Source organism: Micromonospora musae, assembly GCF_003626635.1.
GTDB classification, from domain to species: Bacteria; Actinomycetota; Actinomycetes; order Mycobacteriales; family Micromonosporaceae; genus Micromonospora; species Micromonospora musae.
Genome location: NZ_RAZT01000015.1, coordinates 98,472 through 117,256, shown reverse-complemented (window position 1 = coordinate 117,256; position 18,785 = coordinate 98,472). Strand labels below are relative to the sequence as shown.

General features: G+C 72.7%; 16 protein-coding genes. 7 read left to right on the top strand and 9 right to left on the bottom strand.

The genetic code is table 11. The annotated features are described in order from the left end of the window. The 6 genes from D7044_RS26385 to deoC form a co-directional block, all read right to left on the bottom strand. Complete coding sequence (locus tag D7044_RS26385; protein ID WP_120690495.1) at nucleotides 1–1,251, bottom strand: cytochrome ubiquinol oxidase subunit I; 1,251 nt, start codon at nucleotides 1,249–1,251, stop codon at nucleotides 1–3. 124 nt (nucleotides 1,252–1,375) lie between these two features. Continuing rightward, nucleotides 1,376–2,281, bottom strand: a complete 906-nt coding sequence (locus D7044_RS26380; RefSeq protein WP_120690494.1) for a M56 family metallopeptidase — start codon at nucleotides 2,279–2,281, stop codon at nucleotides 1,376–1,378. A 10-nt stretch (nucleotides 2,282–2,291) separates the two neighbouring features. After that, nucleotides 2,292–2,756, bottom strand: a complete 465-nt coding sequence (locus D7044_RS26375; RefSeq protein ID WP_120673393.1) for a BlaI/MecI/CopY family transcriptional regulator — start codon at nucleotides 2,754–2,756, stop codon at nucleotides 2,292–2,294. A 143-nt stretch (nucleotides 2,757–2,899) separates the two neighbouring features. Next, a complete protein-coding gene (locus D7044_RS26370; protein WP_120673392.1) occupies nucleotides 2,900–3,724 on the bottom strand; it encodes an aldehyde dehydrogenase family protein in 825 nt (274 codons plus the stop codon). After that, nucleotides 3,717–5,147, bottom strand: a complete 1,431-nt coding sequence (locus tag D7044_RS26365; protein ID WP_120690493.1) for an aldehyde dehydrogenase family protein — start codon at nucleotides 5,145–5,147, stop codon at nucleotides 3,717–3,719. The genes D7044_RS26370 and D7044_RS26365 overlap by 8 nt, the downstream gene beginning before the upstream one ends. Nucleotides 5,148–5,152: 5 nt before the next feature. Beyond that, nucleotides 5,153–6,112: a deoxyribose-phosphate aldolase gene (deoC, locus tag D7044_RS26360; protein ID WP_120690492.1), complete on the bottom strand. Its 960-nt coding sequence runs from the start codon at nucleotides 6,110–6,112 to the stop codon at nucleotides 5,153–5,155. Nucleotides 6,113–6,238: 126 nt separating this feature from the next. On the opposite strand from deoC, the gene upp reads away from it, so the two are divergent. Together upp and D7044_RS26350 are read left to right on the top strand one after the other, a co-directional pair. Then, a complete protein-coding gene (upp, locus tag D7044_RS26355; RefSeq protein ID WP_120690491.1) occupies nucleotides 6,239–6,871 on the top strand; it encodes a uracil phosphoribosyltransferase in 633 nt (210 codons plus the stop codon). Nucleotides 6,872–7,036: 165 nt separating this feature from the next. Beyond that, the gene (locus D7044_RS26350; protein WP_120690490.1) at nucleotides 7,037–7,714 is read left to right on the top strand and encodes a GOLPH3/VPS74 family protein; all 678 of its coding nucleotides are present in this window, start codon (nucleotides 7,037–7,039) and stop codon (nucleotides 7,712–7,714) included. 131 nt (nucleotides 7,715–7,845) lie between these two features. Here the strand turns inward: D7044_RS26350 and D7044_RS26345 are convergent, their stop codons facing one another. Continuing rightward, nucleotides 7,846–9,513, bottom strand: a complete 1,668-nt coding sequence (locus D7044_RS26345) for a phospho-sugar mutase (RefSeq protein WP_120690489.1) — start codon at nucleotides 9,511–9,513, stop codon at nucleotides 7,846–7,848. A gap of 82 nt (nucleotides 9,514–9,595) precedes the next feature. After that, nucleotides 9,596–11,650 (bottom strand): serine/threonine-protein kinase, encoded by a 2,055-nt coding sequence (locus D7044_RS26340; protein WP_120690488.1) that lies wholly within the window; start codon nucleotides 11,648–11,650, stop codon nucleotides 9,596–9,598. A 201-nt stretch (nucleotides 11,651–11,851) separates the two neighbouring features. Here D7044_RS26340 and D7044_RS26335 point away from each other — a divergent pair, with 201 nt between their 5' ends. Together D7044_RS26335 and D7044_RS26330 are read left to right on the top strand one after the other, a co-directional pair. Continuing rightward, nucleotides 11,852–13,435, top strand: coding sequence for an acyl-CoA mutase large subunit family protein (locus D7044_RS26335; RefSeq protein ID WP_120690487.1), 1,584 nt, complete (start codon nucleotides 11,852–11,854; stop codon nucleotides 13,433–13,435). A gap of 615 nt (nucleotides 13,436–14,050) precedes the next feature. After that, nucleotides 14,051–15,313, top strand: a complete 1,263-nt coding sequence (locus tag D7044_RS26330) for an amidohydrolase (RefSeq protein WP_120673384.1) — start codon at nucleotides 14,051–14,053, stop codon at nucleotides 15,311–15,313. On the opposite strand, the gene D7044_RS26325 is transcribed toward D7044_RS26330, so the two are convergent. Beyond that, nucleotides 15,267–16,250: a DUF4349 domain-containing protein gene (locus tag D7044_RS26325; RefSeq protein ID WP_120673383.1), complete on the bottom strand. Its 984-nt coding sequence runs from the start codon at nucleotides 16,248–16,250 to the stop codon at nucleotides 15,267–15,269. The genes D7044_RS26330 and D7044_RS26325 overlap by 47 nt on opposite strands. A 112-nt stretch (nucleotides 16,251–16,362) precedes the next feature. Here D7044_RS26325 and D7044_RS26320 point away from each other — a divergent pair, with 112 nt between their 5' ends. From D7044_RS26320 to D7044_RS26310, 3 genes are all read left to right on the top strand, one after another. Next, on the top strand, nucleotides 16,363–16,989 hold the full coding sequence (locus tag D7044_RS26320) for an MBL fold metallo-hydrolase (protein ID WP_120673382.1): 627 nt from the start codon (nucleotides 16,363–16,365) through the stop codon (nucleotides 16,987–16,989). A gap of 4 nt (nucleotides 16,990–16,993) precedes the next feature. Continuing rightward, entirely contained in the window at nucleotides 16,994–17,956 is a 963-nt protein-coding gene (locus D7044_RS26315) for a hypothetical protein (protein WP_120690486.1), read from the top strand. Between the two features lie 64 nt (nucleotides 17,957–18,020). After that, nucleotides 18,021–18,782, top strand: a complete 762-nt coding sequence (locus D7044_RS26310) for an SCO6745 family protein (protein ID WP_120673380.1) — start codon at nucleotides 18,021–18,023, stop codon at nucleotides 18,780–18,782. The last annotated feature ends 3 nt before the right edge of the window (nucleotides 18,783–18,785 follow it).

Sequence of the window (18,785 nt, the reverse complement as noted above, 5' to 3'; positions counted from 1 at the left end):
TCACGCGAAGGTGGGCTCGGTACGGAGGTCGAGCGGCTGTCCCGGGGGTCGGCCGAGGGCCGGGTCCTGCGCTCCTCGGGCGGCGTGCCGGGCGATGAGCACCCAGTTGGTGACGGCGAGCGTGCCGAGCAGCAGGCTGAAGCCGATCAGCGAGGTGAGCATGGCCGGGGCGCCGACGGGGGAGACCGCCTGGTCGACGGGGAGCAGCCCGTACGCGACCCAGGGCTGGCGGCCGACCTCGCGCGCGATCCAGCCGAGGATCGCGGCGACGAACGGCAGCGGGAGGGCGAGCAGCAGCAGCCAGAGCGGGAAGCGCAGCCGGATGATCCAGTCCCGCCAGAGCAGCGGCACCAGCAGCCAGAGCGCGCCGAGGGTGAAGCCAATCATGATCATGAAGCCGAGCCCGGCGCTGGCCAGCACCGGCGGCGTGTAGTCGCCGGGGCCGAACCGGGCGGTCCACTCGGCGATCATGGCCTGGGCCTCGTCGCCGCCGCCGCCGAACTTCGTGGGCTGCACGCTCCCGACCGGAGCGAACTGGGCGAACCCGAAGCCCTGCACCAGGGTGATCGAGAGCGCCGCGGTGACGAGCCCGATCCGCAGCGCGGTGCGGTGCAGCGCGTGGTCGGTGGTGCGGCGGATCAGGTGCCCGGCGCTGACCGCGGCCATCAGCACCCCGCCGACCAGCAGCGCCGCCGAGACCACGTGCCCGAAGGCCATGCCGAGGGTGGGGTTGGTGAGCAGCGCCGAGAAGTCGGTGAGGTGTGCGACGCCGTCGCGTACCTCGTAGCCGACCGGGTTCTGCAGCCAGGCGTTGGCGACCAGGATCCAGAACGCCGAGGCGTACGCGGTGAGCGCCACGCCCCAGAGCAGCGCGAGGTGTACGCCGCGCCGCAGCCGGTGCCACCCGAAGATCCACATGCCGAGGAACGTGGATTCGAGGAAGAAGGCGACGAGGGTCTCGATCGCCAGGGGCGCGCCGAAGACGTTGCCGACGTAGCGCGACAGCCCGCTCCAGTTCAGGCCGAACTGGAACTCCATCACGATGCCGGTGGCGATGCCGAGCACGTAGTTGATCACGTAGAGCTGGCCCCAGAACCGGGTGAGTCGCTCGTACTTCGGGTTTCCGGTGATCACCCACGCCGTCTGGAGGCCGACCAGCAGGGTGACGAGGCCGAGCGTGACGATCACGAAGAGGAAGTGGATCGACGTCGTGGTGGCGAACTGCAGTCGGGCGAGGAGCAGGGTGTCCATCCGGCACTCCAACGAGTTGGCTCGCTTTTGGTAGCGAGCCTACACGTAGATTTACTACCTATAACTACTACGCCTTGTCGTAGTCAACTATACGACAAGGCGTAGTAGTTGTTGCGGAGTGGGATCAGCTCAGGAAGAGCGAGACGGGCAGAGTGACCAGCATCGACGCGACGGCCAGCGCGGTGACCACGGTCAGCCGACGCGGCTCGTCCGCGACCAGCAGCCGCTGCACCCGGACGTCGAGGTCCCGGTCGCCCAGGCCGAGCGCGCCGGCCGGCGTGATCCGGTGACCGGCGCTGGCGAACCGGCGCAGCGCGCCCGCCAGCGGCGCCTCGGCATGCAGCTCCCGGGCCTTGTCGTCGGCCCGCATCTCGACCAGCAGGGCGACCCGCTCGTGCGCCTGGCGCACCCAGCGGACCCAGGGCAGCGCCCGGCCCAGCGCGGTGAACGGCAGCAGCACCAGATCGTGCCGCTCCTGGGCGTGCGCCCGCTCGTGGGTGAGCACCGCGTCCAGCTCGGCCGGGTTCAGCAGGCTCAACGTGCCCGCGCTCACCACCACCCGCGGCTTCACCCCCGGCAGGCAGTACGCCGCCGCGCTCGGGTGGTCGAGCACGAGCGCACCGGGCACGGCCGGGTCGTCCCGGGCCACCAGGGCGAGCAGGTCCCGGTGCCGGCGTTGGGCGCGCAGGGCGCCGTGGACGCTGCGTACGGTCGTGGTCAGCAGCACCGCGCCGATCCCGAACCCGATGCCGACCCCGCCCAGGTGCAGCACGTTGACCCCGGCGGGGAGCCGGTCGTGCAGCAGGTCGTCGAAGAGGGCCACCAGCCCGCTGCCGGGAGGCAGGTCGTACGCGCTCAACCCGAGCGCGATCGGCAGTCCCATGGCGGAGAGGCCGAGCGCCAACCCCACCGCCTGCCAGCAGACGATCGCCGCCCGGGGGCTGTGCCAGGACCAGGTCGAGCGGGCCAGCACCTGGGCGGTCCCCCAGCAGGCCAGGATCGTCAGGGTGAAGTGCAGCGCGTACGCCACGGCCGCCGCCCTACCCGTCCACTGCCTCGTCGGCGGAGGTCGGGCGCTCGGCCCGCGTGCTGGTCGGCGCCTCGATCCGCCCGGTCAGCGCGCCCGGCCCGGCGCCGCCGCCGGAGGCCTCGGCGGCCAGGGCGGCGCGGAGCACCTCGGCCTCCGTGCCGGTCACCGAGCGCGCGAATCGCACCAGCGCCGCGTCCCGGCTGCCGCCCAGGTCGAGGGCGTCGAGCATGAGCTGGGCGATGTGCGCCTCGCGGCTCGCGGCGGCCCGGTAGCGCCAGGCCCGCCCCTCCCGCTGGCGCTGCACCATGCCCTTGCCGGCCAACCGGTCCAGCACCGTCATCACCGTGGTGTAGGCCAGCTCCCGGCCAGCCAGCGCGTCTGCGACCTCGCGCACGGTCACGCCGTCGGACGTGCTTGGGACCGAGTCCCACAGCACGTCCATCACCGCACGTTCGAGATCACCGAGCCGAGTCACCCCTCAATCCTACCCCCCGTAGTAGAACCCCCTCCCACCCCTCCCAGCACATGCCTCTTTCACGGAAAGACTGGCCATCCGACGCGCGGAGGCCACTCTTTCCGTGAAAGTGTGCGGATCTTGGGGAGGGGTGTGGGTGCGGGTCAGGTGCCCTTGGGGTGCCAGACCGTCTTCGTCTCCAGCAACGCGGTCATCCGGGTCACCCCGGGATCGGCGAACCAGTCGTGCTCGGCGGGCGCCGGCCGGAGCACCCGCTTCAGGTTCTCCGCGGCCTTGACCTCCAGCTCCACGGCCAGCTCGGCGTCACCCACGCCGGTCAGGTCGACGGCGTTGACGTCCATGTGTGCGGCGAGCGTCGGCGCGGTCTCGCTGATCCGGCCGGTGAGGAGGTTGACCACCCCGCCCGGCAGGTCCGAGGTGGCCAGCACCTCGGCCAGGGTGATCGCCGCCAACGGCTCCGCCGGGGAGGCCGCCACCACCACGGTGTTGCCGGAGACGATGGCCGGGGCGATCACGCTGACCAGCCCGAGCAGCGCCGGCCGCTCCGGGGCGACCACGGCCACCACGCCCGTCGGCTCCGGCGCGGAGAGGTTGAAGTACGGGCCGGCGACCGGGTTCGCGCCGCCGTACACCTGGGCGAGCTTGTCGGACCAGCCGGCGTACCAGACCCAGCGGTCGATCGCCGCGTCCACCTCGTCGCCCGGCACACCGAGCGCCACGAACTGCTCCCGCCGGCCCTCCAGCATCTCGGCGACGCGGTAGAGGATCTGACCCCGGTTGTACGCGGTCGCCCCGGCCCACCCCTTCACGGCGGCCCGGGCGGCGACCACGGCGTCCCGCGCGTCCTTGCGGGAGGCCAACGACACATTCGCGTCCTGCACGAGATACGACCGTCCCGACTCGCTGCGAGGGAACTTCCCGCCGATGTAGAGCTTGTACGTCTTGCGTACCGCGACCCGCTCAGACATTGAGGTACGCCTCCAGCCCGTGCCGGCCGCCCTCGCGGCCGTAGCCCGACTCCTTGTAGCCGCCGAAGGGCGAGGTGGGGTCGAACTTGTTGAACGTGTTGGCCCAGACCACGCCGGCGCGCAGCCGGTCGGCCATCCAGAGGATCCGGGAGCCCTTGTCGGTCCAGATCCCGGCCGACAGCCCGTACGGGGTGTTGTTCGCCTTCTCCACCGCCTCGGCCGGGGTGCGGAAGGTGAGTACGGAGAGCACCGGCCCGAAGATCTCCTCCCGGGCGATCCGGTGCGCCTGGGTGACCCCGGTGAAGATGGTCGGGGCGAACCAGAAGCCCCGGTCCGGCAGCTCGCACGGCGGCGACCAGCGCTCCGCGCCCTCGGCCGAGCCCGCGTCGGAGAGCTCCTTGATCCGGGCCAGCTGCGCCGCCGAGTTGATCGCGCCGATGTCGGTGTTCTTGTCCAGCGGATCGCCGAGGCGCAGCTGGGCCATTCGCCGCTTCAGCGCCTCCAGCACCCGGTCGGCGACGGACTCCTGCACCAGCAGTCGGGAGCCGGCGCAGCAGACGTGGCCCTGGTTGAAGAAGATGCCGTTGACGATGCCCTCGACGGCCTGGTCGACCGGCGCGTCGTCGAAGACGATGTTGGCGGCCTTGCCGCCCAGCTCCAGGGTGAGCTTCTTGCGGGTGCCGGCCACCGAACGGGCGATCGCGCGGCCGACCTCGGTCGAGCCGGTGAAGGCGACCTTGTCCACGCCCGGGTGCTCGACGAGCGTCCGGCCGGTCTCCCCGGCGCCGGTGACGATGTTGACCACGCCCGGCGGTAGGTCGGCCTGCTGGCAGATCTCGGCGAAGAGCAGCGCGGTGAGCGGCGTCGTCTCGGCCGGCTTCAGCACCACCGTGTTGCCGCCCGCCAGCGCCGGGGCGATCTTCCACGCCAGCATCAGCAGCGGGAAGTTCCACGGGATGACCTGGGCGGCCACCCCGACCGGCGCCGGGTTCGGGCCGAAGCCCGCGTAGGGCAGCTTGTCGGCCCAGCCGGCGTAGTAGAAGAAGTGCGCGGCGACCAGCGGCAGGTCGACGTCCCGGGACTCCTTGATCGGCTTGCCGTTGTCCAGCGACTCGAGCACCGCCAGCTCGCGGGAGCGCTCCTGGATGATCCGGGCGATCCGGTACAGGTACTTGGCCCGGTCCCGGCCGGGCATCGGACCCCACACCTTCTCGTACGCCCGCCGGGCCGCCCGGACCGCGCGGTCGACGTCGCCGGAGCCGGCCTCCGCGATCTCGGCGAGCACCTCCTCGGTGGCCGGGTTGACCGACTTGAAGCTGCCGCCGTCGGAGGGATCGACGAACTTCCCGTCGATGAAGAGCCCGTACGTGGGCTTGAGGTCCACCACCGAGCGGGACTCGGGAGCGGGAGCGTATTCGAACATCGGGCTCAGTCCAGGGTGAAGTAGTCGGGACCGGCGTAGACACCGGTCGTCAGCTTGGTGCGCTGCATCAGCAGGTCGTTCAGGAGGCTGGACGCGCCGAAGCGGAACCAGTCCGGGTCCAGCCAGTCCGGGCCGACGGTCTCGTTCACCATCACCAGGTACTTGATCGCATCCTTGGTGGTCCGGATCCCGCCCGCCGGCTTCACGCCGACCTGGCGGCCGGTGGCGGCGCGGAAGTCGCGCACCGCCTCGAGCATCACCAGCGTCACCGGCGGGGTGGCGGCCACCGGAACCTTGCCGGTGGAGGTCTTGATGAAGTCGCCGCCGGCCAGCATGGCCAGCCAGGAGGCGCGCCGCACGTTGTCGTACGTGGCGAGCTCACCGGTCTCCAGGATCACCTTGAGGTGGGCGTCCCCGCAGGCCGCCTTGGTGGCGACGATCTCGTCGTACACCTCCTGGTAGCGGCCGGCCAGGAACGCGCCCCGGTTGATCACCATGTCGATCTCGTCGGCGCCGGCCTCGACGGCCGCCCGGGTGTCGGCGAGCTTGACCTCCAGCGGGGCCTGGCCGGACGGGAAGGCGGTCGCCACGCTGGCCAGGTGCACCTTGCTGCCGCGCAGCACCTCGGCGACGTACGGCACCATCGCCGGGTAGACGCAGACCGCGCCGACGTGCGGGCAGGACAAGTCGGCCGGGTCGGGGCGCAGCGCCTTGGCCGCCAACGCCCGCACCTTGCCCGGGGTGTCCGCGCCCTCGAGGGTGGTGAGGTCGACCATCCGGATCGCCAGGTCGATCGCCTGGGCCTTGGCGGTGGTCTTGATGGAGCGGGTGCCGAGCTGTGCCGCCCGCTGCTCCGCGCCGACCTGGTCCACGCCGGGCAGGCCGTGCAGGAAGGTCCGCAGAGCGGTCTCGGATCGTCCCAGCTCGGAGAGGTCCGACCGGGCCGACGTCGCTGTCGCCGTCATGCAGGGAAGTCTACGCATCCATCGACCCAGTGATCTTGGTCACGTTCGGGTGGTACGGGTGAGCGGCGTCGCCCCTGCGCCGCACCCCGCACGCCGGCGCCGGGCCGTTCGGTAGGTTGAGCGATCGTGGATGTACACGTCATTGACCACCCGCTGGCGCAGTCCCGGCTGACCGCCATGCGGGACGAGCGCACCGACTCCGCCTCCTTCCGGGCGGCGCTGCACGAACTCACCACCATGCTGGTGTACGAGGCGGCGCGCTCCTTCCCGGTCGAGCGGTACGACATTCAGACGCCGGTCACCGGCACCGACGGCACCCGGCTGGCGAACCCGCCGCTGCTGGTGCCGGTGCTGCGGGCCGGTCTGGGGATGGCCGACGCCGCGTTGGGCCTGCTGCCCGAGTCCTCGATGGGCTTCGTGGGGCTGGCCCGGGACGAGAAGACGTTCGAGCCGCGCGCGTACATGGAGTCGCTGCCCCGGGACCTGAGCGGCCTGCCGGTGCTGGTGCTGGACCCGATGCTCGCGACCGGCGGATCGCTGGAGCACTGCTGCCGCCTGCTCGCCGACAGGGGCTGCACCGACATCACCGTCCTCTGCGTGCTCGCCGCGCCGGCCGGCATCGAACGGCTGCAACGCTCCGGTCTGCCGATGCGCCTGGTTACCGCCTCGATCGACGAGGGTCTCAACGACGAGAGGTTCATCGTCCCCGGCCTCGGCGACGCCGGCGACCGCCAGTTCGGCGGCATGCCCCGCTTCTGACCCCCGCGCCGTCACCGCGCCGAGCCGGCGGCGGCCACATCGCACGACAGAGAGGGCTCATTCCACGCTGAATGAGCCCTCTCTGTCGTGAACGAGCGCGCGACCCCGGGGGTGCGACGGCGCGCCCGGTGCGGGGGGTGCGGGGACGGGATAGCGTCTGCGGCCATGACTGGTGTTGCGCTCGCCGAAGAGCTGCTGCTCCTCGCGTACGACGACGAGACGGGCAAGGCGACGATGCCGCGGATCAGCCTCGACCTGGGGATGGCCGCGGCGGTACTGATCGAGTTGGCGCTCGCGGGCCGGATCGCGTACGCCGACGGGAACCTGACGGCGGTCGACCCGACGCCCACCGGGGAGGCGGTCGCCGATGGTGTGCTGGCCCGAATAGCCGAGGACACCCCGCACACCCCGTCCTCCTGGGTGCAGCGGCTCCGGCACGGCCTTCGCGACCGGATCCTGGGTGACCTGTGCAGCCAGGGCGTGGTCCGGGACGTGGAGGAGACCGAACTGGGCTTCATCCACGTGCACCGCTACCCGGTGCTGGACGCCACCGTCGAGGCCGACACCCGGCACCGGCTGGCCGACGCGCTCACCAGCGGGGTTGCCCCGGACGAGCGGACCGCCGCGCTGGCCACGCTCGTCGCGGTGCTGCGCATGGAGTCCGCGCTCGGGGTGAGCGGGGAGGCCGCCGAGACCGCCCGCCACCGGCTGGCCGAGATCGCGACCGGCGCCGGTTTCTCCGGCGAGGTCAGCCTGGACGACTCGGTGGTCCGTCCCTCGGTGGGCCTGGTCGTCGCCGCCCTGGCGCAGGCAGTCGACGCCGCCCTCGGCCCCCGCCGCTAACCCCCACCCCCCACCCCGTCCCCCCCGCCCCCCCGCTTTCCCGGACCCCCGCCCGGTTGATCAAGAGCTTTGCGTCAGGTTCCCCGCGATTCCTGACGCAAAGCTCTTGATCAACACCGACAGGGGTGGGGTCAGAGGTTTAGGGCGGTGGCGATCTCTGTGCGGAGGCGGGTGATTGCCTGCTGGGCGCGGGTGCGGGCGGCGGGGACGTCGCCGCCGGTGACCGGCTCCACCACCTCCAGGTACGCCTTCAGCTTCGGCTCGGTACCGGAGGGACGGATCACCACCCGCGCCGTGGCGGTACGCAGGATCACCACGTCCGCCTCGGGGAGCAGGTCCTCGGCCGTGTCGACCGGCTGCCCGAGCAGCGCCGTCGGCGTGGCCGCCCTGATCCGGGCCATCGCGTCGGCGATCTGCCGCAGATCGTCCACCCGCACCGAGAGCTGGTCGGTGTGGTGCACCCCGAACTCGGCGGCCAGCTCGTCGAGCCGGTCGGTCAGGGAGCGCCCCTGCGCCTTCAGCCCGGCGGCCAGTTCGGCGACGGTCAGCGCGGCGCTGATCCCGTCCTTGTCGCGGACGAGTTCCGGCGCGACGCAGTAGCCGAGCGCCTCCTCGTACCCGAAGACCAGCGGCTCCGTACCGCCGCCCGCCCGGACGATCCACTTGAACCCGGTCAGCGTCTCGTCGTACGGCAGTCCGCGCGCGGCGCACATCGCCCGCAGCAGTGACGACGACACGATCGTGGTGGCGTAGAGCCCCTTGACCCCGCGCCGCATCAGGTGGTCGGCGAGGAGTACCCCCACCTCGTCACCGCGGAGCATCCGCCAGCCGGATCCACCGTCGCGTACCGCCACCGCGCAGCGGTCCGCGTCCGGGTCGTTCGCGACGGCGAGGTCCGCGTCGGTCGCGTTCGCGAGCCCCACCAGCAGGTCCACCGCGCCCGGCTCCTCCGGGTTGGGGAAGGAGACGGTGGGGAACTCCGGATCCGGTTCGGCCTGCTCGGGCACGATCCCCGGCACCGGGAAGCCGGCCCGGGCGAAGGCCGCGGTCAGGACGGCCGCACCCACCCCGTGCAGCGGGGTGTACGCCACGGCGAGGTCCCGGGAGCCGTCCGGCGCGATCACCGACGCGACCTGTTGCACGTAGGAGGCGACCAGGTCGTCGCCGAGCACCTGACCGGGCGGGCCGAGCGGCACCTCGGTCAGCGGGCCGACGGCCCGGATGGCGGCCTCGATCCCGGCGTCGGCGGGCGGCACGATCTGCGCGCCGGCGCCGAGCGACCCGCCCAGCTGCGCGCCGAGGTAGACCTTGTAGCCGTTGTCCTGCGGCGGATTGTGACTGGCGGTGACCATCACCCCGGCCACCGCGTCGAGCCGGCGTACCGCGTACGCGAGCACGGGGGTCGGCAGCGGCCGGGGCAGCAGCAGCGCGGGCCGTCCTGCCCCGGTGGCGATCTGGGCGGTGCGTTCGGCGAACTCCCGGGAACCGTGCCGGGCGTCGTACCCGATCACCAGCGGACCGGTGCCGCCCTGGGCGGCGAGCCAGCCGACCAGCCCGGCGGCGGCCTGGGTGACCACCGCGAGGTTCATCCCGTTCGGCCCGGCCCGCAGCGGCCCACGCAGGCCGGCGGTGCCGAAGGTCAGCGGACCGGAGAACCGGTCGGCGAGGTCCGGGGCGCTCGCCGGCAAGCGGTCGAGGACCGCCTGTAGCTCCGTCCGGCTCGCCGGATCCGGGTCGTCGTCGAGCCAGCGCCGCGCTTGCTCGCGAATGTCGTCGATGTCAGTGGTCTCCGCCGGCATGCCTCTTGATAGCACGCCGGCGGAGCACCGCCGACACTTCCCTCCGGCTCAGCCGGTCACGCCACTGCCGCCGTAGCCCAGCTCAGCTGGCGTCGGTGAGCTTGAAGGTCCGTACCATCTCGTCGAAGATCGGCTTGCTCTCCGTGAACCGGCTGTCGGTCGCGGTCAGGTAGAAGGAGTAGATCTTCCCGTCGCTGACCACGCCGCGCCACACACCGTGCCGCATGGTGTCACCCTCGCCGCAGGTGTACTCGAACTCGGCGGCCGGCTTCCCGGCCAGCTCCTGGTCGGTCATCTCGATCTGGCTGTACGGCTTGGCGCAGCTCTTCGCCGACTTGAGCCCGTTCGCGGCGATCTCGGCCCAGCGCATCGAGCTGTCGCCGCCGAACTTCTCGGTGAGGACCCGGACCTTGCGCCCGCTGTCCTCGGGGTCGATGTAGTCGATGTAGACGCCGCCGGTCGCCTTCTTCCAGCCCTTCGGCACCATCACCTGGACGCCCCGGGCGGCGTGCTCCTGCATCTCGATTCCCGGTCCGGCGGGGGCCGTGGCGGTCGGCTGGGCCTGCGGGGCGTTCGGCGTCTCGTCGTCGCCGCCGGTGGCGACGACGATCACCGCGATCAGCAGGACCACGGCGAGGCCACCGGCCGCCGCCAGCTGGACGTTGCGCGGCCACCCCTTGACCGTACGGACCAGCTCGGCGCCCATCCGGCGGACCCGGTCGCCCAGGCTCCCGCCCTCCTGGGGCGGGTTGCCGGGCGAGGTCCACGCCTGGCCGGTGCCCGGCACCGACCACTGGCCGCCGCCGTAGGTGCCACCCATCCGCTGGGTCGCCTCGGGAGCGGTCGTGTAGGGGACCGCCTGGGTGGCGTCCGGCCGGACGCCCCAGGTCACCGGCTGGGTCGCGTCGGGCTGGGCGGTCACCCGCTGGGTGGCGTCCGGGCCTCCATAGGTACGACCGGCGCTCGGCAGGCCCGGGCCGGGCATCGCCCCGGTGGGCGTGTGCAGCGGCCCCGCCAGCGCGTCGGCGCTGGTCTCGTCGAGGGCTCCCACCCCGGGGGCGGTGGTCGGCTGCGGCCGTTCACCCCGACGCAGCGCGGCCAACCGGTCGGTCAGCGACTCCTCGGGGGCGAGCATGGCCCGGCCGCCGATCTGCGCGCTCGGCTTCGGCTCCGGCTGGATCGCCGGCGGGGGCGTGACCGGCCGCTGCAGCGGCACCACCGAGTACGGGTCGGTCATCGAGTGCACGGCGGCGGCGTTGTTGCTCAGCGCCCCGGCCAGCAGTTCGCGGAGCATGGCCCGGGCGCCGTGCACGTCCAGCCGGCGCGCCGGGTCCTTCTCCAGCAGGCCCATCAGCACCCCGGTCAGCGGGCCGCTGCGCTGCGGCGGGGCGGGCGGGTCCTCGACCACCGCGTGCATGGTCTCGATCGGGTCGCCCTTGTCGAACGGCGGGCGCCCCTCGACGGCCGTGTAGAGCGTCACGCCGAGCGAGAAGAGGTCACTGGGTGGACCGAAATCCTGGCCCATGGCTCGCTCGGGAGAGATGAAGTGCGGTGAGCCGAGCACCATGCCGGGCGTGGTGAGCTGCACGTCGGTGGGCATCCGGGCCACGCCGAAGTCGGTGAGCACGCAGCGGCCGTCGGTGCAGATCAGCACGTTGGCCGGCTTGACGTCGCGGTGCAGCACACCGATGGCGTGCGCCACCTCCAGCGCGCCGAGCAGCGCGATGCCGATCTTGGCGACGACGCGGGGCGCGACCGGCCCGTCCTCGATCACCATGTCGGCGAGGCTGCGGGCGTCGAGCAACTCCATCACGATCCACGGGCGGCCACTCTCGGTGACCACGTCGTAGACCTGCACGACTGCGGGGTGTTGGATCGCGGCGGCCGCGCGGGCCTCACGGAGGGTGCGTTCGTACATGGCGTCGCGGTCGCTGGGGGCCAACCCCGGGGGGAGGACGACCTCCTTCACCGCGACGTCGCGGCGCAGCAGGGTGTCTGTCGCGCGCCAGACCGTACCCATGCCGCCGTTGCCCACCGCGGAGCGCAGCTCGTAGCGACCACCGATGGTGGTGCCGGGTGCCGCGCGTCCGCTGGGGGGACTGACAGGTCCGCCGCTCCAGGTCGGGATCTGAGTCACAGAAAAGCCACCGGGGGATATCGAGGGGGCTGGGACACAACCTCCCTATCTTGCTTGTTCCGACGCCCGATGCGAAAGCCGACGCTCGGACGTTTATCGAAGTCAACGGTACGTACCCGGCCGTTCACGTCCGGTCGAACTTCCGGGACTCGGTGTGCGTGCTCCCTCACCCCCGGCCGTCGTGGCTCCTACCATCCGGTGATGAGCCAACGGCGGTCGAGCGAGTCCGGGTTTCCGATCGAGGACGTCTACCGCTCCGGCGACCTTCCGGAGGAGCTGGACTCCCGGCTCGGCGACCCGGGTGAGTTCCCGTACACGCGCGGGGTCCATCCGACCATGTACACGTCCCGCCCGTGGACCATGCGGCAGTACGCCGGCTTCGGTACCGCCACCGAGTCGAACGCCCGTTACCACCAGCTGATGCGGGCCGGCACGACGGGCCTCTCCGTCGCCTTCGACCTGCCGACCCAGATGGGGTACGACTCCGACGACCCGATCGCGCACGGCGAGGTCGGCAAGGTCGGGGTGGCGATCGACTCCATCGAGGACATGCGGCTGCTCTTCGCCGGCATTCCACTGGACCGGGTCTCCACCTCGATGACCATCAACGCGCCCGGCTCGGTGCTCCTGCTGCTCTACCAGCTGGTCGCCGAGGAGAACGGCGTCGCGGGCTCGGCGTTGAACGGGACCATCCAGAACGACATCCTCAAGGAGTACATCGCCCGGGGGACCTACATCTTCCCGCCGAAGCCCTCGCTGCGGCTGGTGGCCGACACGTTCGGCTACTGCCGCAGCGAGGTGCCGAGGTGGAACACCATCTCCATTTCCGGCTACCACATGGCGGAGGCCGGCGCGAGCCCTGTGCAGGAGATCGCGTTCACCCTGGCGAACGGCGTGGAGTACGTGCGCGCCGCGCTCGCGGCGGGGCTGGCGGTCGACGACTTCGCGCCCCGGCTCTCGTTCTTCTTCGTGGCCCGTACGACCCTGCTGGAGGAGGTGGCGAAGTTCCGCGCCGCCCGGCGGATCTGGGCCCGGCTCATGCGCGACGAGTTCGGGGCGAGGAATCCGAAGTCGATGATGCTGCGCTTCCACACCCAGACCGCAGGGGTGCAGCTCACCGCCCAGCAGCCGGAGGTGAACCTGGTCCGGGTCGCGGTGCAGGGGTTGGCCGCGGTGCTCGGCGGCACCCAGTCGCTGCACACCAACAGCTTCGACGAGGCCATCGCGCTGCCGACGGAGAAGGCCGCCCGGCTCGCGCTGCGGACCCAGCAGGTGCTGGCGTACGAGACGGACCTGACCGCCACCGTCGACCCGTTCGCCGGCTCGTACGTCGTCGAGGCGATGACCGCGGAGGTGGAGGCGGCGGCGACGGAGCTGATGGCACGGGTCTTCGAGCACGGCTCGGCGGTGGAGGCGATCGAGGCCGGGTTCCAGAAGCGGGAGATCGAGCAGTCCGCCTACCGGATCGCGCAGGAGATCGACTCGGGCGAGCGGGTGGTGGTCGGGCTCAACCGGTTCGCCGTCGACGAGGAGGAGCCGTACGAGCCGCTGCGGGTCGATCCGGCGATCGAGTCGGCGCAGGCCGGGCGGCTGGCCGAGCTGCGGCGCACGCGCGACGCCGGGACGGTGCGGCGGACCCTCGCCGAGCTGCGTGCGGCGGCCGCCGGCACGGAGAACGTGCTGTATCCGATGCGGGAGGCGCTGCGCGCCCGGGCCACGGTGGGCGAGGTCTGCGCGACCCTGCGCGAGGTGTGGGGGCAGTACCGGCCCAGCGACCGGTTCTGACCGTCCCGCCGACCGCCGCCGGCAGCCGCGCACCGTCCGGTCGGCTGTCGCGTTTTAGCTGGTCAGGCGCTATTTCGCTGCGTTCGCGCAGCGCTAGAGTCGGGGTAGGCGCATCCCGTCGCCGGCCCCCGGGCACGGTACGCGCGACGCCGTCGTACGTCGCGGGGCGACGCTGCCCCATCTCCGCGTGGTGTGTGCCCGCGGGGTTTGCGGGTACCCCGGCCGGGTGAACGGAACGGACACCGTGTGCGCTTCCGGTGCGCGGGCACATGTGAGCGTCTGTCCGGCTCGTTGCGGAGAGTGGTCGGCTAATTGGCGGAGTGTATGTTCATCAAGCTGACTAATGCGACAATTCGCAACGAAGGCCCTGAGTGGCAGTGCTCGATCTCGTGACCATGGATCGGTTACGCGTTGTAGGAGGTGATGCGGCAGATGGCAGCGTCCGAACGCGATCTACCTGCTGTGCCGCTGACTTCCGAGCGCTCCCAGCAGGGCATTCGTGACTCTGCGCGTTCCGATCACTACCGGAACGAGGTTGCGCAGCGTCACCGGCGGAGGTCTAGGCTGTCTGCTGTTCATGATGATCCATCCATCACTAACGAACGAGATTTCGACGTGACGAGTGCGTTGACGCTGCCCACTGGCAGCCAGCTGGCGTCGTCCTGGCCGGAGACGCCATCCGGGTCCCAACCCCTGCCGTTCGAGCTGGACGATCTGCTCGCCCTTCGCGTACCCGGCCTCATCGCGACCCGCCGTCACATCCACGCCCACCCGGAGCTCTCCGGGCAGGAGTTCGACACCGCGGCGCTGATCGCCCGGGAACTCACGATGGCCGGCCTCAACCCGCGGCTGCTGCCCAAGGGCAACGGGGTGATCTGCGACATCGACGGCCGCCCCGACGGCCCGGTGGTCGCGCTCCGCGCCGACATCGACGCGCTGCCGCTGACCGACGTCAAGGACGTGCCGTACCACTCCACCGTGGACGGCGTCTGCCACGCGTGCGGCCACGACGTGCACACGACGATCATGCTCGGCGTCGGGATGCTGCTCGGCCAGCTCGCCGAGCGTGGCGCGCTCAACGGCCGGGTCAGGCTGATCTTCCAGCCGGCCGAGGAGATCCTGCCCTGCGGTTCCCTCGAGGTCATCGAGGCCGGGGGCCTGGACGACGTGGTGCAGATCTTCGCGCTGCACTGCGACCCCAACCTGCCGGTCGGCCGGATCGGCCTGCGGGTCGGTCCGATCACCGCGGCCGCCGACAACGTCACCGTCCGGCTCACCGGGCCGGGCGGGCACACCGCGCGTCCGCACCTGACCGTCGACCTGGTCGACGCGCTCGGCCGGCTCATCACCGAGGTGCCCGCCCTGGTCAGCCGGCGCGTGCCGGCCAACAGCGGGCTGCTGCTGGTCTTCGGCCACGCCTCGGCCGGCACCCGCTACAACGTCATCCCGTCCGAGGCGTGCGCGGCCGGCACCCTGCGGGTGATGGACCGCGACACCTGGGAACTCGCGCCGAAGATCGTCGGCCAGGTGGTCCGGGACGTGGTCGCGCCGACCGGCGCCACTGTCGACCTGGAGTACCTCCGCGGCCGGCCGCCGGTCAGCAACGACGCCAAGGCGATCCAGATCCTCACCGCCGCCACCAGCGCGGCCCTCGGCTCCGAGGGGGTCGCGGAGACCCCGCAGAGCATGGGCGGCGAGGACTTCTCCTGGTATCTGGAGTACGTCCCCGGCGCGCTGGCCCGGCTCGGCGTCGGCCGGTCCGGACCCAACGTCGACCTGCACCGCGCGTCGTTCGACGTGGACGAGCGGGCGATCCCCGTCGGCATCCGGGTCATGGTGCAGACCGCGTTGCGGGCACTGGAGGCTGCGCCCCGCTGACCTGCGGGGGCTGCGGCCCGACACCCGGCGGAGGGGCCGCGCCGACCGGCGCCGCCGGCGGGTTCCGCCGCCGGCGGCGACGCAGCAGCACGAGCAGCACCGCCAGCGGTACGCCGAGCACGACCAGCCACGGCAGCAGCGCGCCGAGCACGGTCAGCAGGAGGGTCATCGAGGCCAGGAAGACCTTCCAACCGCCGCTCAGCCCGACCGTGAAGCCCAGCTCGGTCTCCTCGTCCGCCGTGCTCACGTCCGGCCCGAGCAGCGTCAGCGTGATGGTGGAGAGCGCCGTCAGGTCGGCCAGCCGGCGCTTCTTCGCCTCCAACGAGGCGAGGTCCGCCTCCCGCTTCGCCAGCTCACCCTCCAGCGACACCAGGTCGCTGATCGTGGTGGCCCGGGCCAGCAGCTTCCGGCCGCTCTCCACCCGGGCGCGCTGGGTGCTGATCCGCGCGTCCAGGTCGATGGTCTCCTCGGTGACGTCCTCGGTGCGGATCTCCCGCCGCTCCTGCCGGCCCAGCCCGGCCAGCTCGTCGACGATCCCGGTGAACCGCGCCGCCGGGACCCGCAGGCTCAACTCGGCCCGGGCGTCGGCGTCGACACTGGTCCGCTGGTCGCCGCCGACGAAGCCGCCGGCCGCGGTGACCGCCGCGACGGCGGAGCGCGCCGCCGCGTCCACATCGTCGACCCGGACCAGCATCGTTCCGGTGTAGATGATGGAGCGCTGCTCCACCTGGAGGTTCGGCGCTCCCGTACCGGCTGCGGCGGGACCACCCGCACCCGCCTGGTCCGGCGCGACCGCCGGCCCCTGCTCCGCCGTCCCCGCACCGGCCGCCGAGGTGGCCTCGTCGCTTCCACCGGACGCGCTGCAACCGCCCGCCGCGAGGGCCGCCACCAGCGCCGCGACCAGCACCACCCGACGCCGCCTGTCCCGTAGGTCCATCTCAGCTCTCCTCCGCTCGCCCGACGGCCGATAGCTCGGACGCGGCGCGTCAGTACGCCGGTTCCGGCAGACTGCGCTGAGGACGTCACGATTCGATAATCGAGGAGTCACGATGCAGCTCACCAAGTACGCCCACTCCTGCCTGCGGGTGGAGCACGACGGGGGAGTGCTCGTCATCGACCCCGGCGGCTTCAGCGATCCCGCGGCGCTGGACGGGGCGGACGCGGTGCTGATCACCCACGAGCACCCGGACCACCTGAACCTCCAGGCGATCACCGCCCAGCTCGACCGGCGGCCCTTCCCGGTGCACGGGCCGGCTTCGCTCTCCGCGCCGCTCGGCGACGCGGCCGAGGTGTTGCGGCCGGTCCGGCCGGGCGAGTCGTTCACCGCCGCCGGGGTGGCCGTCCGCGCCTACGGCGGGCAGCACGCCGTGATCCACCCGGACATCCCGGTGGTGGAGAACCTGGGATACCTGATCAACGACGTGGTCTACCACCCCGGGGACGCCCTGGTGGTGCCGGACCTCCCGGTCGACACGCTCTTCGCGCCGATCCACGCCCCCTGGTCGAAGTTCTCCGAGGTGGTCGACTTCATCCGGGCGGTCGCGCCCCGCCGCGTCTACGCCCTGCACGACGCGCTGCTCAACGAGAACGGCTTCGGCGTGCTCGACCGGCAGTACACGGCCCTCTCCCGGACGGACTACCGGCGGCTGGAACCGGGCACCCGGCTGGACGCCTGAGCCGATGCCCGGCCCCCCGCCCGAGCTCGTCCAGCAGCTCTACCGCACGCCGCCGGACCGGTTCGTCGCGGCTCGGGACGCCGCCGCGGCGGAGGCGCGCCGGGCGGGTGACCCGGCGACCGCCCGTCAGATCGCCCGACTGCGCCGCCCCACGGTGGCCGCCTGGCTGGTGAACCTGCTCGCCATCCGCCGACCCGAGCTGGTCGCCGACCTCGCGCAGCTCGCCGAGGCGCTGCGCTCGGCGCAACGGGAGCTGCGTGGCCCCCGGCTACGGGAACTCTCCGCGCAGCGACGGGCGGTGGTCGGCGCGCTCCTCGCCGAGGTCCGCAAGCTGGCCGCCGAGGAGCCCGGCGCCCCGTCGACCGGGAAGCTGCCCCTGACCGAGGTGGAGGCGACGCTCAACGCAGCGCTCTCCGACACCGAGGTCGCCGAGCAGATACGCGCCGGCCGACTGCTCCGGGCGGCCAGCTACGCCGGCTTCGGTGAGGTGCCCCGCCCGCAGCTGCGCCTGGTGACCGGCGGCGAGGACGAGGAGGAGGAGCAGCGGCGGCAGGAGGCCGGCCGAGCCCCCGCCCAGCGGACACCGGGCGGGCGGGCGGCCGAGCGGGCCGCGGAACGCGCCGAGCGGGAGGCGCGCGCCGAACGGGCCCGGCGACGTCGGGCGTTGGACCGTGAGCTGGCGAAGGCCCGTGCCGACCAGGAGCGGGCCGAGGCGGAGCTGGCCGCCGCGGCGGAGGTCGCGCAGGACGGCGACGCCGCCCTCGGCGAGATCGAGACCGAACTGGCCGAGCTGGAGCGGCGGCGGGCGGTCGCCGAGCAGGAGCTGAGCCGGGCCAAGCTGGCCCGCCGTGGGGCGGAGCGGGCGCTCAGCGCGGCCCGGCGGCGCACCGGTGAGGTGGAGGCGGCCGTGGAGGCGCTCGATGCCGAGGAGGGGGATTCCGGCCCGGGCGCCGGCGAGGCAGACTGACGCCGATGGACTTCGATGTGGTGCGGGCGGGGCGGGCCGGTTCCGACGCGCGCGGGGCGGCCCGATGACGCCGGAGCAGATCGCCGCGACCAGCAAACCCCTGGTGCTCGTCCTGGGCGACGCCTACAGCCGCTGCCCGGTCACCTTGCGTCGGGCCCGGCTGCTCGGCATCTCCGGCTGGGCCTTCTACGTCACCGGCCGGGCCGGAGCGCTCGGCGACGTACGCGCCGAGACGGTCGCCGCCGTGCTCGGCTTCCTCGCCCCCGACGCGGTGGCGGACGGCTGGGACGGGGCCGCGCGCACGGTCCGGCCCTCCGAAGTGGCCGCCGCGACACTCGCCGAGTGCTGCCGGTGGGGTACGCAGCACCTGGACGACCTTCCCCGGATCGACCGGCTCGTCGGGCTGCTCGAACGGGCGGTGCACGCCGCGGACGCCAGCGGCATGCCGCTCTTCGCCGCCGGACGCGCGATGCCGGTGCCGAACCGCAACGCCGGCGCCCGCGCCGCGGTGGCGCTGCGTCTGCTCCGCGAGTACTTCACCGGCGCGCACCTGCTCGCCGTGCGGGCCAGTGGGATGACCCCGCTGGAGGCGGTGCTCGCCGGGCCGGAGGGGGAGGCGGGCGCGATGGCGTGTGGCTGGCCGCCGCCGTACCCGCCGGTGGGTCCGCTGGTCCGGCGTCGGCTCTGGGCCGAGGCGGTGACCCACCGGCTGGCCGCACCGGCGTTCGCGGCGCTCGGGCCGGTCGACGGCGCCGAGCTGGTGGAGCTGCTGCGCGCCGCCCGGGCGCACCTCGGCCCGGCGACCCGCTCCCAGCCCGCCGCCTGAGTC

Excerpts from the sequence above, each read along its gene's own strand:
- D7044_RS26335 (WP_120690487.1), top strand. The coding sequence starts at position 11,852 with ATGAGCCAACGGCGGTCGAGCGAGTCCGGGTTTCCGATCGAGGACGTC.
- D7044_RS26345 (WP_120690489.1), bottom strand. The coding sequence starts at position 9,513 with ATGCCGGCGGAGACCACTGACATCGACGACATTCGCGAGCAAGCGCGG.
- D7044_RS26320 (WP_120673382.1), top strand. The coding sequence starts at position 16,363 with ATGCAGCTCACCAAGTACGCCCACTCCTGCCTGCGGGTGGAGCACGAC.
- D7044_RS26370 (WP_120673392.1), bottom strand. The coding sequence starts at position 3,724 with ATGTCTGAGCGGGTCGCGGTACGCAAGACGTACAAGCTCTACATCGGC.
- D7044_RS26325 (WP_120673383.1), bottom strand. The coding sequence starts at position 16,250 with ATGGACCTACGGGACAGGCGGCGTCGGGTGGTGCTGGTCGCGGCGCTG.
- D7044_RS26310 (WP_120673380.1), top strand. The coding sequence starts at position 18,021 with ATGACGCCGGAGCAGATCGCCGCGACCAGCAAACCCCTGGTGCTCGTC.
- D7044_RS26350 (WP_120690490.1), top strand. The coding sequence starts at position 7,037 with ATGACTGGTGTTGCGCTCGCCGAAGAGCTGCTGCTCCTCGCGTACGAC.
- D7044_RS26385 (WP_120690495.1), bottom strand. The coding sequence starts at position 1,251 with ATGGACACCCTGCTCCTCGCCCGACTGCAGTTCGCCACCACGACGTCG.
- D7044_RS26365 (WP_120690493.1), bottom strand. The coding sequence starts at position 5,147 with ATGTTCGAATACGCTCCCGCTCCCGAGTCCCGCTCGGTGGTGGACCTC.
- deoC (WP_120690492.1), bottom strand. The coding sequence starts at position 6,112 with ATGACGGCGACAGCGACGTCGGCCCGGTCGGACCTCTCCGAGCTGGGA.
- D7044_RS26315 (WP_120690486.1), top strand. The coding sequence starts at position 16,994 with ATGCCCGGCCCCCCGCCCGAGCTCGTCCAGCAGCTCTACCGCACGCCG.